This is a genomic window from Caulobacter zeae (genome assembly GCF_002858925.1).
Taxonomy (GTDB): domain Bacteria; phylum Pseudomonadota; class Alphaproteobacteria; order Caulobacterales; family Caulobacteraceae; genus Caulobacter; species Caulobacter zeae.
This window is the reverse complement of sequence record NZ_PJRS01000006.1, coordinates 1-14,005: the sequence shown is the minus strand read 5'-3', so window position 1 is coordinate 14,005 and position 14,005 is coordinate 1. Positions and strand designations below refer to the sequence as shown.

At 64.4% G+C, this 14,005-nt stretch carries 17 protein-coding genes; 9 read left to right on the top strand and 8 right to left on the bottom strand.

Going from position 1 to position 14,005, the window contains the following annotated elements:
• Positions 1–183: 183 nt before the first annotated feature.
• From SGCZBJ_RS01545 to pal, 3 genes are all read right to left on the bottom strand, one after another.
• Positions 184–2,187: a methyl-accepting chemotaxis protein gene (locus SGCZBJ_RS01545; protein ID WP_101716279.1), complete on the bottom strand. Its 2,004-nt coding sequence runs from the start codon at positions 2,185–2,187 to the stop codon at positions 184–186.
• Positions 2,188–2,332: 145 nt separating this feature from the next.
• A complete protein-coding gene (locus SGCZBJ_RS26435) occupies positions 2,333–2,650 on the bottom strand; it encodes a helix-turn-helix domain-containing protein (RefSeq protein ID WP_420808143.1) in 318 nt (105 codons plus the stop codon).
• A 178-nt stretch (positions 2,651–2,828) separates the two neighbouring features.
• Positions 2,829–3,368, bottom strand: a complete 540-nt coding sequence (pal, locus tag SGCZBJ_RS01535) for a peptidoglycan-associated lipoprotein Pal (RefSeq protein WP_101716277.1) — start codon at positions 3,366–3,368, stop codon at positions 2,829–2,831.
• 250 nt (positions 3,369–3,618) lie between these two features.
• On the opposite strand from pal, the gene SGCZBJ_RS01530 reads away from it, so the two are divergent.
• The 4 genes from SGCZBJ_RS01530 to SGCZBJ_RS25215 all read left to right on the top strand — a co-directional run bounded on the left by SGCZBJ_RS01530 (position 3,619) and on the right by SGCZBJ_RS25215 (position 6,627).
• A complete protein-coding gene (locus tag SGCZBJ_RS01530) occupies positions 3,619–5,091 on the top strand; it encodes a DUF4118 domain-containing protein (protein WP_101716276.1) in 1,473 nt (490 codons plus the stop codon).
• Positions 5,081–5,782 (top strand): response regulator, encoded by a 702-nt coding sequence (locus SGCZBJ_RS01525; RefSeq protein ID WP_101716275.1) that lies wholly within the window; start codon positions 5,081–5,083, stop codon positions 5,780–5,782. Before SGCZBJ_RS01530 ends, SGCZBJ_RS01525 begins: the two co-directional genes overlap by 11 nt.
• 384 nt (positions 5,783–6,166) lie before the next feature.
• Positions 6,167–6,373 (top strand): hypothetical protein, encoded by a 207-nt coding sequence (locus SGCZBJ_RS01520; RefSeq protein ID WP_101716274.1) that lies wholly within the window; start codon positions 6,167–6,169, stop codon positions 6,371–6,373.
• Positions 6,374–6,444: 71 nt separating this feature from the next.
• Positions 6,445–6,627 carry a helix-turn-helix domain-containing protein gene (locus SGCZBJ_RS25215; protein WP_117590361.1) on the top strand — a complete coding sequence of 61 codons (183 nt, stop codon included), beginning with the start codon at positions 6,445–6,447 and terminating at the stop codon, positions 6,625–6,627.
• Here SGCZBJ_RS25215 and SGCZBJ_RS25930 read toward each other — a convergent pair.
• Complete coding sequence (locus SGCZBJ_RS25930; RefSeq protein ID WP_276308909.1) at positions 6,548–6,823, bottom strand: helix-turn-helix domain-containing protein; 276 nt, start codon at positions 6,821–6,823, stop codon at positions 6,548–6,550. The genes SGCZBJ_RS25215 and SGCZBJ_RS25930 overlap by 80 nt on opposite strands.
• 125 nt (positions 6,824–6,948) lie before the next feature.
• Here SGCZBJ_RS25930 and SGCZBJ_RS01505 point away from each other — a divergent pair.
• Positions 6,949–8,119 (top strand): IS3 family transposase gene (locus tag SGCZBJ_RS01505; protein WP_101716273.1). Its coding sequence is split into 2 segments (ribosomal slippage): positions 6,949–7,232 and positions 7,231–8,119, totalling 1,173 coding nucleotides; the frame shifts between segments, so codons are not numbered across the junction.
• Between the two features lie 226 nt (positions 8,120–8,345).
• Here the strand turns inward: SGCZBJ_RS01505 and SGCZBJ_RS01500 are convergent.
• Complete coding sequence (locus tag SGCZBJ_RS01500) at positions 8,346–10,064, bottom strand: methyl-accepting chemotaxis protein (RefSeq protein WP_240621378.1); 1,719 nt, start codon at positions 10,062–10,064, stop codon at positions 8,346–8,348.
• A gap of 698 nt (positions 10,065–10,762) precedes the next feature.
• Between SGCZBJ_RS01500 and SGCZBJ_RS25510 the strand changes: the two genes are divergently transcribed.
• The gene (locus SGCZBJ_RS25510; protein ID WP_165799211.1) at positions 10,763–10,969 is read left to right on the top strand and encodes a hypothetical protein; all 207 of its coding nucleotides are present in this window, start codon (positions 10,763–10,765) and stop codon (positions 10,967–10,969) included.
• A 180-nt stretch (positions 10,970–11,149) separates the two neighbouring features.
• Here SGCZBJ_RS25510 and SGCZBJ_RS01490 read toward each other — a convergent pair whose 3' ends face one another.
• A complete protein-coding gene (locus tag SGCZBJ_RS01490; RefSeq protein ID WP_101716271.1) occupies positions 11,150–11,329 on the bottom strand; it encodes a hypothetical protein in 180 nt (59 codons plus the stop codon).
• A gap of 498 nt (positions 11,330–11,827) precedes the next feature.
• Between SGCZBJ_RS01490 and SGCZBJ_RS01480 the strand changes: the two genes are divergently transcribed.
• The 3 genes from SGCZBJ_RS01480 to SGCZBJ_RS01470 all read left to right on the top strand — a co-directional run bounded on the left by SGCZBJ_RS01480 (position 11,828) and on the right by SGCZBJ_RS01470 (position 13,400).
• Positions 11,828–12,022 (top strand): DUF3606 domain-containing protein, encoded by a 195-nt coding sequence (locus SGCZBJ_RS01480; RefSeq protein WP_101716334.1) that lies wholly within the window; start codon positions 11,828–11,830, stop codon positions 12,020–12,022.
• A gap of 8 nt (positions 12,023–12,030) precedes the next feature.
• Positions 12,031–12,804 (top strand): exodeoxyribonuclease III, encoded by a 774-nt coding sequence (locus SGCZBJ_RS01475; protein ID WP_101716269.1) that lies wholly within the window; start codon positions 12,031–12,033, stop codon positions 12,802–12,804.
• 173 nt (positions 12,805–12,977) lie between these two features.
• Positions 12,978–13,400, top strand: a complete 423-nt coding sequence (locus SGCZBJ_RS01470) for a helix-turn-helix domain-containing protein (RefSeq protein WP_101716268.1) — start codon at positions 12,978–12,980, stop codon at positions 13,398–13,400.
• Here SGCZBJ_RS01470 and SGCZBJ_RS01465 read toward each other — a convergent pair.
• Both SGCZBJ_RS01465 and SGCZBJ_RS01460 read right to left on the bottom strand, forming a co-directional pair.
• Entirely contained in the window at positions 13,397–13,627 is a 231-nt protein-coding gene (locus tag SGCZBJ_RS01465; protein WP_101716267.1) for a DUF2274 domain-containing protein, read from the bottom strand. The genes SGCZBJ_RS01470 and SGCZBJ_RS01465 overlap by 4 nt on opposite strands.
• Positions 13,624–14,005, bottom strand: a 382-nt coding sequence (locus tag SGCZBJ_RS01460) for a TraB/TrbI/VirB10 family type IV secretion system protein (RefSeq protein WP_133149160.1), incomplete at its 5' end; no start/stop codon positions are given. The genes SGCZBJ_RS01465 and SGCZBJ_RS01460, both read right to left, overlap by 4 nt.

Genomic DNA, 14,005 nt, shown 5'->3' with positions numbered 1-14,005 from the left:
GCAGCGCTTTAAATTCGGTCGAACTATCCATTACCTATCAATCTCAGAAAACCTTCTCAGCGACCAAGTAGACTAAAAGCTGGGCGCTGAACAAGGCCGCGCGATCGCAGAAAAATGCCCCGCCGGCTGGCCGGCGGGGCAAGTGGCCTCCAGGCGAACCTGGAGTGCGGGACTGCGTTGGACCTAGAACTCTTCCCAGTCGTCGCTGGTGGCTGCCGGGGCCGACGAGGCGAAGGCGGCGAGCTTGGCCTGGGCCGAGCGGACAGGGTTGGCGCCCGGGCGGCTGTCGGCGGCGGCCAGCGACACGGCTGGCTTGGCCGCCGGGCGCGAGATCGGCGCAGAGGCCATCGGAGCGCTGCGGCGGACCCAACCGCCGCCGGCCGAGGCGCGGCGGGCTTCGGCGCCCGAGACGTTGAAGCGCGAGATCATCGCCATCAGGCCGGTCGCCTCGCCCTTCAGCGAGTGGCTGGCGGCGGTCGACTGTTCGACCATAGCGGCGTTCTGCTGGACGGTCTGGTCCATCTGGTTGACGGCGGCGTTGACCTGGTTGAGGCCGGTGGCCTGTTCTCCCGCGCCTGCGGCGATCTCGCTGACAAGGGCGTCGATCTCCCCGACCTTGGAGACGATCGCCTGCAGGGCCTCGCCGGTCTGGCCAACCATCGAGACCCCTTGCTCGACCTGGTGAGAAGAGGTGGAGATCAGGGTCTTGATCTCCTTGGCGGCTTCGGCCGAGCGCTGGGCAAGGGCGCGCACCTCCTGGGCGACGACGGCGAAGCCCTTGCCCGCATCACCGGCGCGCGCGGCCTCGACGCCGGCGTTCAGGGCCAGGAGATTGGTCTGGAAAGCGATCTCGTCGATCACGCCGATGATCTGGCTGATCTCGCTCGAGGACTTCTCGATCTGCTGCATGGCGTCCACGGCGCCCTTGACGACCGCGCTGGTGCGCTCGGCGTCCGAACGGGTCGAGCCGACCACGCGGGCGGCTTCCTGGGCGCCGACCGACGAGCGGCGGACGGTGGCGGTGATCTCGTCGAGGGCCGCGGCGGTCTCTTCCAGGCTGGCGGCCTGCTGCTCGCTGCGGCGCGACAGGTCGTCGGCGGCCGAGGCGATCTCGTCGCTGCCGGCGCCGATGCCGTTGGCGGCGTGGACGATGGTGCGCATCGCCTCTTCGAGCTGGCTGATGGCGCCGTTGAAGTCGGACTGCAGGCGCTTGTAGTCGGCCGGGAAGTCGGCGTCGACGCGATAGGTCAGGTCGCCCTCGGCCAGGCGGTTCAGGCCCGTGGCGATGATTTCCATCACGAAGGCCTGCTCCTTGGCGGCGGCTTCGCGGACCTGCTCGTTGCGGCGGCGCTCGGCTTCCGTCTCGGCGGCGGCGCGCTGCTGGGCGGCTTCGGCGGTGCGCAGGGCCAGGGCGTTGTCCTTGAACACCTGGACCGAGCGGGCCATGGCGCCGACTTCGTCGCGGCGCTGGCCGCCGACCACGTCGACTTCCACCGAACCCTGGGCCAGGACTTCCATGGTCTTGGACAGGTTAATGAGCGGACGGGCGATCTTGTTGCGACCGATCCAGATCGCCAAGACCAGACCAAGGCCAGCCGCGACGGTGCCGACGGCGAGCATCGTGGTCACACTTGCGATGGCCCTTTTCTCCGCTTGGGCCGCCAGCACACGGGTCTGATCATTGTGGCCATTGGTGAACGTGCTGACGTCGGCGCTCAGCTGGGCGATGCTCGGATTGATCTCCGCAATGACGAGGATGGCCGCATCGTTGGCGTCCTGCAGCCCAAGATCGGCCCCTTCGCGAGCCGCTGCATAGACCTTGTCCAGCCGCAGGCGGAAATCCTTGACCTTGGCGTTCGCGGCCGGCTCAACCTTGACCATTTCATCGAGCAAAGCCTTGCTTTCAGCATAGTTTCGATCGAGTTCCACTCCAGCCGCACGTCCCTCGGCCTGTCTGCTGGAGTAGGCGATAGTCCGGTAAGTGGCATAGCCCATGGCTTGGAGACGGCGATTGAACCGCGCGCTGGCCAGCTCGAGCGGCGCACGTTCTTCGACAAGAACCCGCGCGGTCTGCCGAACCGTGTTCGTGCTCCAGGCGCCGGCGATCGCAACCGCGAGGGCCAGAGCCGCCAGGATAAGCGCCGGTGCCAAGACCTTGGTCGAAATCTTCAAGTCATCGAGACGCATGATTATCCCCCGCAATTCAGCGTGAGCGTCGGATATATCGATGAATCGAAAATTAAAAATCGCCCCAGACAAGCAACTGCGACAACCGACCACACCGCAAGACTGCCGATCGAATTTTCATTATAAGAAAATTATGCCGACCGACTTATTCCAGCGACCATATATCTGGCACAGCTTCAACGAAATGTATTATCTCGCGACGAACGCGAGGGGACGAAATTCGCTGAAAGGCTCGGAGGAGCGCGGCCGCCTCTGCTCCATCAACAAGCCTCATGGTCTCATTCTGCACCTCTGCGGCCTCGCCGAGCAGTTGGCTCATGGAAACCTCAAGAGCCTTGGCGAGTTCGAACAGCATAGAAGCCGATATTCGATTTTGCCCCTGTTCGTACTTCTGGATCTGCTGAAATGTAAGGCCTACGGCGTCGCCCAAATCAGCCTGTGAAACTTCCTTCAAACGCCGCACTGCTCGCAGACGTTGCCCTACGGACACGTCGAACGGATGGGGGGATGAGCGCTTCACGACCTGGGGTTCCGGAAAACAAGCTCGACTCTAATACTCTAAAGCGCGGGGCGAAGATTGTCCAAGAGCGCAGTCCTCGCCCCGCCCTGGCGCGGCCGCTTTGGGCAACTCCTGGCGAAACCTAGGTCCCAAGATCAACAATGACCGTATTGGCGTTACGGTTGCGCGACCAGGCCGCTTCATTAGTCCCGGCGTTGATCGGCCGTTCCTTTCCGTACGAGACGGTTTCGATGCGGCTGGGCGCCACGCCCTGGGCGACAAGGAAGTCCCGAGCAGCGGCTGCGCGACGCGCGCCCAGCGCGAAATTGTACTCCCGCGTCCCGCGTTCATCGCAGTTGCCGGCGACGAGAACCCTTACCTGGCTGTTTTGGGCCAGCCACCTCGCCTGGGCCTTAAGGACGTTCATGGCGTCTTCGGAAAGGTCATGGCGGTCCAGAGCAAAGTAGACGCGATCGCCCGCTTCGGCGGCCAGGCGCTGCTGCATGATCGCGATGCCCGGCGCTTGCCGGGGCAGATCGTCGGACGACGGCGCGGGCACATCGGCCACCGCCGGAGCATGATCAGACTGAGCTTGCATTGCCGCTGGCGGAGGTTTCGTGGCGCAAGCGGCCAGTGAGATCAACAAAGGCGCGACAATAGCGCAGGTAAGCGGGCGAAACATGAGCTTATCCTCATCAAGGGCGAGGCTTGAAACGAGGATGGGCGAGGCCGACGAGCAAGCATAAGAAATTTATAATCCGTCGGCTCCGCATAAGGACGACATAGTTGCCCGGCGGAGCCGGCGCCTCCACTCTCAGCGCTCTCCGCCCTCCCCCGCGGGCGGAAAGTGCGTCGGCCATGCCGAGCCTGCCTGCCCCCCCCCCCCGAGACAGACGCTCGGCTCGGCCGGCGCACGACACCCCTGAAGGCCTATGATTTACGACGCGATAGTTTCCAGGCTCCATAGATTAGGTGCAAAGCCTCTTGGGCTTTGGCGTTTCGGCGCCGCTGCTGCGATAATCGCTGTGAGCACCGGCGTGGCCGAGTTGCTCTATCGCCTCCTGAGCACCACCCGTTTGTCCATGGTGTTTCTGGCCGGCGTGCTGGTGTGCGCGGTAACACTGGGATCCTACCCGGCCTATTTCGCCGCCCTGCTCGCCTTCCTGATCTACAACATCTATCTGGTCGAGCCGCGTTTTGCCTTTCAGATGGCCTCCCCAGAAGATGTGCTGGTCCTTTTGGTCTTTCTCGCCGTGGCGGTGCTGACCGGCGGCCTGGCCGGCCGGCTCAAGGACGAGGCCCTGCGCAACATGCGCCGGGCTCGGGCGACCTCGGCGCTCTTCGAAGCCAGTAAAGCGCTATCGTCGACCAGCGACGAAGACGAAATTCGCCAGCTTATAGTCAAGCAGATGGCTTTAGCAGCTAAGGGCTCGGCCATGATCAGCCATGGCGCGCGCCTGTGGCGCTACCCAGAAGATGGCTCGCCCCGAGACCTGCCCGGCGCATTGGCTCTTTCATCGCAAGGTTGGCGAGTGCAGGTCATCGCGGCCGAGGGCGAGGAGCTTGGACTGGCGGCTTGGCGATCAAGCGCCGAGGATCGCCCCGATGAGGACGGCGACCGCCTAATCAATGTGCTGGTCGACCTAGGCGGCGCGGCCATCGCGCGTGCGCGCATGGCCCAGACAAACGCTGACCTGGCCGCCGCGAGCAAGACCGAGCGCCTGCGAACGGCGTTGTTATCGTCCATCTCGCACGACTTGCGCACGCCCCTAGCGTCCATACTGGCCTCTGCATCGAGTCTCAAAGCCTTTGGCCGACAATTTTCCCCCGAGGTGAGCCTGGACCTGATCGAGACGATCGAGGAGGAGGCCGAGCGCCTCAATCGCTTCGTTGCCAATCTGTTGAGCATGACCCGGCTCGAATCTGGCGCTCTGCAACTAAACCGCCAGGGCTTCGACATGGCCGAGATCGTCAACCGATGCGCCACGCGGCTCAGGCGCTTGGGCGCGAACATCGAACGTGTGCTGCCTAACTCGCCCTGCCCGCTCGAAGGCGATCCTATCTTGCTAGAACAGGCCCTCGACAACGTCTTGGACAACGCGATGCGTTATGCCGGCCAGGGCCGCGCCATCGTCGTTCGCCTTACCGACCTGGGCGCGGCCGCACTCCTGGAGGTCGAGGACTGCGGGCCTGGCCTCGAAGCCGACGAGCACGGGCGGATCTTCGACAAGTTTTATCGTGGGCGGACGGCCGGCGCCAGCCAGGGCGCGGGACTGGGCCTTTCGATTGCTCGTGGCTTGGTCGAGGCGATGAACGGCACGATCGCCGCTCAGCCCCGCAGCGACAACCAGCAAGGCCTGCTGGTCTCGATGCTCTTCACCCGGGAGACGGCGCTTGCAGCTTAACCAGGCACACATATTGCTGGTCGACGACGAGCCGCAATTGGTGCGCGCCCTTACGCCGGCTCTGAGCGCGGCGGGCTATCAGGTCACGACGGCGGAGACCGGCGCAGGCGCGCTTTCTCACCTGGCCCGCGATGGTTGCGACGTCGTGATCCTGGACCTTGGCTTGCCCGACCTTGATGGCAAGGCGGTGATCGAGCGCATCAGAGAGTGGTCCGAAGTCCCCATCGTCGTGCTGTCGGCGCGTGATATTGAGGCAGAAAAGATCGCTGCCCTCGACTTGGGCGCAGACGATTTCGTCAATAAGCCGTTTGCCGTTGGTGAACTCCTGGCTAGGCTTCGTGCGGCTCTCAGGGGGCGTGACCGCCGTTTTTCAGCGCGCGCCCGCTTCAAGGCCGGCGATCTTGAAATCAATTTCGCCGACCGGATCGTTCTGCTTCAGGGCGATGAGGTGCGGCTCACGCCGCGCGAGTATGATTTGCTTAAGACGCTTGCTCGCTACGCCGGGCGCGTGGTGACCCATAGACAACTCATCGCGTCCGTCTGGGGCCCCCAAGCTCAGACGGACGCCCAGTTTGTCAGGGTGCTCGTCGGGCAATTACGGCAGAAGCTGGAGGAAGAACCCGCAGCGCCCCGCATTCTTCTGACAGAGCCGGGATTAGGCTACAGGTTGATACCCGAAGATGAAAGCTGACCCGCCGTGCAATCTGGGTCCAGTATGCAGCCTTGGGCGACCTGGCGGTGGAGAGTTTCGTGCGCGCTTGACGCTCGACGACACCGACCGTGAGAGACCCTTTCTCCTCGAGGTAGAGCTTTGGACCGCGCCGACCCAGGCGCGTTGGACGAAAGAACGCCGTTTTTCGACCTAGGCCCAGGCGCTCGCCCGATTAGACGAGCTCAAGCTTGAGAGACCGGACGCGCTGATCCGCATCGAGGATCGGACCTGAAGCGGAGCTTGCTTATAAGGCGAGCATAATTGGATTGGCGGCCCACGATCGCTAGCCTTCGCTCGTTCGCGATGCTTGCGATCTCGGCGGTCGCCGCGATCTGAACGCCTCCTGCGCCACGGGTCCGAAAAATGTTCTTGTTCATGGTGGCGGCGTTCGCCGCGACGATCGTCTTTGTGGTTGCGTTCGCATTTTTGACCGTTGGCGCCGTGATGCTCGTGTCGAAGATCCAGGGCTTGCTGGCGAAGAAGCTGCGAGGTGGGGCGTCGAAAACGCAGGCATCGCAGCCGGGCTTTGTCGATGAAGGTCCAGAAAAGTTATCGGATCACGCAGGCTAGCCACAGCGCGATGCCCAGCCCCGCTCGACATTGCCAGCTTAGTCGATGCGGCTTTGGATGAGATTCGTCGCATGAGCGAGACCATCACACCTCAACAATGCCGCACCGCGCGCCAGGCGCGGCAATGGTCCGAGGAAGATCTTGCAAACGCCGCAGGGCTCGCCTTGCGCACCATCATCGATTTCGAGCAGGGACGGCGCCAGGCCCGACCAGGGTCTTTGATCGCCATTCGAAAGACCTTGGCCAAGTCCTAGCTTCTGCACTGATTGCAAATCCGTCAGCAAGCCTTCGCTCCCCGCCCCGTCGATGCCGTTGCAACCACTTGCCGACCGTGCGCCGCGAGACCCCAGAGGCCTCTGCCGCCCTGGCCAACGACCAGCCTTGGTCGATCCGATCGATCATCAGGGCTCGATCTACTGGGGTCAGCTGCGCATTCTCATGCACGTTCATCCGGGGCATCCGGCGCTAGGACGTTGGAGCTTCGCAACCCCAGCCTCTCAGCACCGCCCCGGGTGATCCTCCCTCGTTTCAGTGGACACCCATGCTAGCTTTTCGAAGCTGGAGAGGAGTGTCTGATGAGCGTGAAGCGTCGGGTCTTTCCGGAGACCTTCAAACGAGAAGCGGTTGATCGTGTCGCCAGCAGCGGCCTATCGGCCGGCGTGGTGGCCCGGGAGTTGGGCCTGCACGAGACGGTGCTTCGACGATGGATGATGCAGTACGGGGCGCAGGCGACGGGGCCGGCGCGGCGGCCCCATACGCAAGCGCCGGCCCCGTCGCCGTCTGATCTGGCCGCCGAGAATGCCCGTCTGCGTCGCGAGAACGACCATCTGCGGATGGAGCGCGACATCCTAAAAAAGCCGCGCTCATCTTCGGAGCGGCCTCCCGATGAAGTTCGGGTTCGTCGATGAGCACCGCGGCGCCTGGCCGGTTCGGATGATGTGTCGGGTCCTGGGTCTGTCGGCCAGCGGCTACTATGCTTGGCGGATCAGGCCCGAGAGCCGGCGGGCGGCGGCCAATCGCGCGCTGACCGAGGACATCCGCCTGATCCATGCCGAGAGCTGCGGAACCTATGGATCGCCGCGCGTTCACGCCGTCCTGCGTGGCCATGGGCGCCGCGTCGGACGCTCGCGGGTCGAGCGGTTGATGCGCTGCGCCGGCCTGCGTGGCCTGGCCGCGCTGCCGCGTCGCACCAGGACGACCGACAGCCGCCATGGCTATCCGATCGCGCCCAACAGGCTGGGGCGCAACTTTCAGGCGGCGGCCCCAGGCCAGGTCTGGCTCGCCGATCTGACTTACATTCCGACCGGCGAAGGCTGGCTCTACCTGGCCGGCGTCCTCGACATGCACACCCGCAAGCTCGTCGGCTGGTCGATGCGCGATACCCTGCACACCCAGATCGCCCTGGAGGCCCTGACCATGGCCATCGCGCGCCAAAAGCCCGCGCCCGGTCTCATCCATCATTCGGATCGCGGCATCCAGTACGCCGCCGAGGCCTATCGTTCGGCCCTGGCCCAGTCAGGGATCACCCCGTCGATGAGCCGCAAGGGCGACTGCTGGGACAACGCGCCCATGGAGAGCTTCTTCCACACCCTCAAGACAGAGCGCGTCCATCATCGGGTCTACGCCACCCGCGCCGAGGCCCGGCGCGATCTGTTCGGCTATATCGAGGGCTTCTACAATTCACGTCGCCTGCATTCGGCTCTGGGCTATATCAGCCCCGCCGAGATGGAACGCAGAGCGGCTTAACCCCGTCCACTTTCTCGGGGGAAGATCACGGGTGAACAACCTTCATAGCTTCGACACCTAGGCCTACAGGCGGTCAGCGAGCCGCCCGAACGGACCGCGCTGCTGAGATCTAAGCCCCCACTACTACGTATCTGCGCAACGCCCCCGCCGCACGCTCTTCAAGCGTATCGACCCGCCAGTGCTATCAGCGCCGTGCGTCAGCCGCGGCGTGCAAACGTGCGCTGGCTCAACGGTTCGACCGGCCTATTGCTCTAGGGAGCCCTGCCAGGGCCGAAGTGTGTTGCAAGCTCCGTCCATCGGTCGTGGCGGTCGTTTCAAACCTGGCGACGAGCCGTGACAGCTCTGCCGCCTCCATACGCAGACTCGCGGCCGCAGCGGTGGCCTCTTCGACCATCGCCGCATTTCGCTGGGTCACGTCATCCATCTGGTTGACGGCGGAATTCACTTCTGAGAGCCCGGTGGCCTGCTCACGTGAAGACTGAGCGATCTCCGTAATCAGACCGTCTATGCGACCGACCTTCTCGACGATTGAAGAGAGAACTGCGCCGGTATCGCCGACCAGACGCACGCCTCGCTCGACCTGCGCTGTGCTGCTAGCGATGAGAACCTTGATCTCCTTGGCCGCTTCCGCCGAACGTTGGGCTAAAGCCCGCACTTCGTGCGCGACGACGGCGAAGCCCTTACCGGCCTCTCCAGCACGCGCGGCCTCCACACCGGCGTTGAGGGCCAGAAGGTTGGTTTGAAACGCAATTTCGTCGATCACGCCAACGATGCTGCTAATTTGATCCGAAGATTTTTCGATCTCGGACATAGCCAAGACCGCCTCACTGACGATCTGGCCCGATCGGGCCGCCTCCACCCGAGCACCTGCGGCGGCTGAGGCGACCTGACGAGCGCCTTCGGCGCTGCGACCGACTGTCGCGGTGATCTGATCGAGCGCGGCGGCGGTTTCCTCCAGGCTGGCGGCCTGCTGCTCGCTGCGCCGTGCAAGATCGTCGGACGCCACAGAGATTTCCGTGGCGCCAGCCCCCACGGCCTGTGTGACCTGAGCGACGATGCCCACGGCCTCGTCGAGCGCCGACATGGCCGTGTTGAAGTCCTCGCGCACTTTTGTGAACTGCGGATCCATCGGTCCGTGGATCCTGTAGGTCAGATTATTTTGCGCGAGATGCTCGAGGCCTTGGGCGATTTCGTTGACTGCTCTGACTCGGCCGGTCACCACCGTTGCGAACTTGACGATCTTAGTGACCCGCTGGTTGTGATCGAAGATCGGGTTGTAAGAAGCCTGGATCCAGACTTCCTCCCCGTCCTTGCTCAGACGCCTGAACTCGGCTGCGACGAACTCTCCGTCTTTCAGCCGACGCCAGAAGGCGAGATACTCGGGGCTACGGACATCGGTCGGGTCGACAAAAATTCGGTGATGTCGCCCTTGGATTTCGGACAAGGTGTAGCCCAGAGCATCGAGGAAATTGTCGTTCGCGGTGATGATCTCGCCGTCCGGCGTAAATTCGATAATTGCCTGAGCGCGGCCGATCGCATCCATCTTCGCCCGCTGTTCGGCACGTTCGCGCTTTGCGTCGGTGATTACAGTGGCGATCTTGACGATGCGCGACACCCGGCCTCGGGCGTCGACGATAGGATTATAGGTGGCTTGTATCCACACTTCCACGCCGCCCTTACCCAGTCGTAGATACTCGCGTGCGTCAAATTCGCCGCGCCCGAGTTTGCGCCAGAAGGCCGCGTACTCTGGGCTGGCCGCATGGATCGGCTCGACAAAAATGCTGTGATGCCGGCCAACGATCTCGCTTAGATCATATCCCATCGACAAGCAGAAGTTGGCGTTTGCAGTCAGGATGACGCCATTAGGATCAAACTCGATAGTCGCCAATGAGCGGTCCAGCGCCGCCATTGTCTCGAAAGCCCGAATTTTCGATTTTTTGAACATGCCAACTCCCCGACCTCTCGCGCTTTACAGGGTCAACTGGGCTGAGGTTGCTAAATAACTTCTGAACCGAAGCTTGGTCTTTTCGCCGCACGCGAAGGTCAATGGGCGCGGGGCCGATAAGCAAGTTGACAAGTATTTGTTTAAATTGAGTCTTATCGCCCGCCGCTCCGCGTAAACAGCCAATCGCCAGTACTGCGACATTTTCGCGTGAGACTCCAAACGCCCCATAAGCCGATCCGAAGGTCTCCATTGCGGCCGCCTTACGCTATGAACTGACGTTGATGCACTCCAGCAAATGGACGTCCGCAGCGGACCTCGAGAAGCACGAGGCGCCCGGTGAGGCCCCGTGCAAGCCCGCGGCTTTTCGTTGAGCTCAGGCCTTTCGGTGCCGCTGCCACAGGGCTATGCGGCGACTTGGTCGCCGCGCCGGCCTGCGAACCCCGCGATAGCCTCCAGCAAGGACCGCAGGACGCAAAGGTTTGGCGATGTGCAAATCGGCGCCCGCAGCGAGGCACGCGGCGACGTCGCTCTGCGCGGTGTTGGCGGTCAGGGCGATTACGGGCGTGCGGCGCTGTCCCAGGGCCTTCTGCCGGGCGCGCATCAGGCGCGTCGCCGGCAGGCGTCAAGGCGCGGCATCTGCATGTCCATGAGCACGAGGTCAAAGTCGCGCTCCTCCAGCGCGTCTGCTGATTGGCCGGATGGTCTTCGGCAAGCAGGATCCGCAACCCCGCCGGCGCCGAGACACCGCAGTGGCCGCCTATGGCAGCCTGGCGCCGGCCGACGGCCTTTTCATCGACGGCATGGTCGCCCGCGGTTGGCTCGACTTCGACATGGCGTTGATACATACGCCTTTGGCGAAGGCCACGCGCAGACCATCGGCGACATCGGCGGGCACGCCGAGATAGGCGTAGGCGCGCCCGCGATCGCCGCTTCACCGTCGCGTCCCTGTCGGCGGGCCTCGATCGACAGCGGCGGCCGACATCGCCGAGTCTACTGGGACAATCCCTGCTACTTGGCCCCCGACGGCAAGCCCAAGGGCCGGCCTTCCCGTCCGTCTAAACGCTGCGCGATGGCATGGCCCGACCTCAGGATTGGCGGTCGCCCTTGTCGCCCTGACCGCGGCCGGCGTCATGGCTCGAATGCTGGCGCTGGTCGGCGGCGGACGAGCGGCCCACGTCGTCGGACTCCGAAAACTGGCCCTTGTCGTCGCGACGGACGTAGCGCTTGTCGCCGGGGGTGGGTTCGATCAGTTCACGCTTGGACATGTCTTGGATCTCCTTGTGGGGAGACGAATCCGCGATCCTGGCGAAACGTTCCGCCCGCGTGCTTGCGAAGGCGAGGGGTTCGCACCGCCAGCGGCCGCCGCGGCGCTTGCGCCGACGAGCCCCACCCGCCGCTCGCCCGCCCACACCGCCACGCTACTGGCCGAGATATGTTCCGACAGAACCAGGCGGGCATGGCCCAGCGCCCCCGCGTCGCCGGCGAAATCGGCGATGACGAAGGTCACGCAGGAACGGTTGGGGAGATAAGGATAGAAGCTATAGCTGGGCATGCGAGGCTCCCACGCATCAGGCGGGAGCACGGGGCGATAGCCTACTCTCTCAGCCGTCGGCGCCCGGAAAATCGTGGCCGACGATGCGGCGACCCTAGGCCCCATCGCGCCGTGATGCGAGCGCTGGCATAGAACATATTGTTACAGTCCCGCCGGACCGCCCGCTTGGAACGTCTGGTCGCGCGAGGGATTGGAGGGCCAGGAGCCGACCATGTCCGAAGATCCGCTTCGCCCAGCGGCCACGCCGCCGCCACGCATCGACATCGACGATCCGGCGGACCTGTCGCGCTGGGCTGAAAGGCTCGGCGTCGACGAGCAGGCCGTGATCAACACGGTGATCGACGTGGGGCCCCACAGCGACGCGGTGGCTCAGCGCCTGAGGGCCGCGCGTGGCGCGGCCGACTGAGCCGACCTTTGCGGATCGCCACCTTCAACATCAACAATGTCGTCGGCCGGCTCGACAACCTGATCGACTGGCTGGCCGAGGCCGAGCCGGACGTGGTCTGCCTGCAGGAGTTGAAGACCGAGCAAGGTCGTTTTCCGGCTGAACCCCTAGCCCAGCTTGGCTATGGCGCGGCCTGGAAGGGACAGCGAACCTGGAACGGCGTGGCGATCCTGGCCCGCAACGCCGAACCGGTCGTGACCCGCATGGCCCTGCCCGGCGATCCTGACCCCAGCCAGGCCCGCTATATCGAGGCGGCGGTGAACGGCGTCCTGGTGGGGTGCCTCTACCTGCCCAACGGAAATCCGGTTCCCGGCCCAAAGTTCGACTACAAGCTTGCCTGGTTCGAGGCGCTGATCGCTCATGCCCAAAGCCTGCTGGCGAGCGGGGCGCCCGTGGTGCTGGCCGGCGACTACAACGTCGTGCCCACCGAGGCCGACATCTATCCCAGGCACTCCTACGGCGGGGACGCCCTGCTACGACCCGAAAGCCGCATGGCGTTCGCCCGCCTGCTCGACCAAGGCTGGACAGACGCTCTTGGCGCCCTCCACCCCGACGCTGCGCCCTACACCTACTGGTCCTATCTTCGCGAGCGCTGGCCCAGGGACAAGGGCCTGCGCATCGATCACCTTCTGCTGTCGCCCAATCTCGCCGACGGTGTTGTCGAGGCTGGCGTGGATCGTTGGGTGCGCGGCCAGGACGGCGCCAGCGACCACGCGCCAGCCTGGATCGTACTGGATCGATGAGCCTGCCCGTCACGCCCGATGGTCGGTACATCGTCGTCGCCAAGCACTGATCGAGCGGCTGATGGCGGCCATACGCGCGGTCCGGTCGGGGCGAAGACAAGATTCGTCCGTGCAACTACCAACCTTTGCCGACTGGCGTGTCCTAGCCACATTGGACGCCGCCGGAGACCGCCTTGTCATTGAAAGCCCCGCTTCACCCCGTCGACCAGCATGTCGGCGCGCGCATCCGACTGCGCCGCAAGCTGCTGAGGATCAGCCAGGTCAAACTCGCCCAGGGCCTGGGCCTGACCTTCCAGCAGGTGCAGAAGTACAAGCGCGGGACCAACCGGGTGAGCGCGTCGATGCTGTACAATCTGGCCGGCCTTCTGCGGACGCGACCGGCCTGGTTCTTCGAGGGCCTGCCGCCGACGGAGACCGGAATCCCAGCCGAACCGGAAGAATTGGAGGCCGCACGGGCTGTCCAGGCCATGCTCGCCACGCCCGATGGCCTGGCCCTGGCCGAACTTTTGGCCGGGTTGCGCTGCGATCGCCGCCAACAAGTCCTGACCATGATGGAGACGCTGGTCGAGCCGGCCGAAGACAGGGCGGCGGCCTAGGGGGACCGCCCTCGCCGCCCCCGGACGAAAACCCGGTCGGTGGCCATGAAGCGCTCCAGCATTCTGGGCGCCAGGCGGGCAGGCTCGGCGGGCTTGCCGCCGGTCTGGGCGGCCAGCATCGCCGCATAGGCCAGAAGATCGCGATGGACGCCGGCAGGCAGATCCATAGTCACCTTGACGGGCGTGTCGTCCTCCAGCGCGCCCAGTTTCAGTTTGCCGCCGCTCATGGGGTCTTCCTTTCGTCGACATAGGGTTCGAGCACGAGATCGCGGGTCAGCAGCACCCGCAGCGGCGCGCCAGGACGGATGGTCAGGGTCGGGGCCAGGTCCAGACTCTTGCCGACGATCTGCTGGCCGACGGAACTGGTGGTCTCCGCGCCGCCGCGCCGAAGGGCCCGGACGATGTCGGATTCTTCGCTCGACGATCCAGCCTCGGCGCCCATCGCCAGCAGGGTCGAAAGGCCCGCGGCGGCCAAAAGGCGAGCGCCGTGGCGATCGACACCGTCCTGCAAGCCCGCCATGCCCTGCTCGTCGGCGCCCGGCAGCTTGTCCAGGACGATCGACTTGCCGGACGGCAAGGTCAGCCGCGTCCATTCGACCCGCAGT

What these genes read in the sequence shown, in the direction of transcription:
- SGCZBJ_RS25510 (WP_165799211.1), top strand. Translation starts at nt 10,763, where the DNA reads ATGGTCTTCGGCAAGCAGGATCCGCAACCCCGCCGGCGCCGAGACACC.
- SGCZBJ_RS01490 (WP_101716271.1), bottom strand. Translation starts at nt 11,329, where the DNA reads ATGTCCAAGCGTGAACTGATCGAACCCACCCCCGGCGACAAGCGCTAC.
- SGCZBJ_RS01530 (WP_101716276.1), top strand. Translation starts at nt 3,619, where the DNA reads ATGATTTACGACGCGATAGTTTCCAGGCTCCATAGATTAGGTGCAAAG.
- SGCZBJ_RS01480 (WP_101716334.1), top strand. Translation starts at nt 11,828, where the DNA reads ATGTCCGAAGATCCGCTTCGCCCAGCGGCCACGCCGCCGCCACGCATC.
- SGCZBJ_RS01520 (WP_101716274.1), top strand. Translation starts at nt 6,167, where the DNA reads ATGTTCTTGTTCATGGTGGCGGCGTTCGCCGCGACGATCGTCTTTGTG.
- SGCZBJ_RS01465 (WP_101716267.1), bottom strand. Translation starts at nt 13,627, where the DNA reads ATGAGCGGCGGCAAACTGAAACTGGGCGCGCTGGAGGACGACACGCCC.
- SGCZBJ_RS01545 (WP_101716279.1), bottom strand. Translation starts at nt 2,187, where the DNA reads ATGCGTCTCGATGACTTGAAGATTTCGACCAAGGTCTTGGCACCGGCG.
- SGCZBJ_RS25215 (WP_117590361.1), top strand. Translation starts at nt 6,445, where the DNA reads ATGAGCGAGACCATCACACCTCAACAATGCCGCACCGCGCGCCAGGCG.
- pal (WP_101716277.1), bottom strand. Translation starts at nt 3,368, where the DNA reads ATGTTTCGCCCGCTTACCTGCGCTATTGTCGCGCCTTTGTTGATCTCA.
- SGCZBJ_RS01500 (WP_240621378.1), bottom strand. Translation starts at nt 10,064, where the DNA reads ATGTTCAAAAAATCGAAAATTCGGGCTTTCGAGACAATGGCGGCGCTG.
- SGCZBJ_RS25930 (WP_276308909.1), bottom strand. Translation starts at nt 6,823, where the DNA reads ATGAACGTGCATGAGAATGCGCAGCTGACCCCAGTAGATCGAGCCCTG.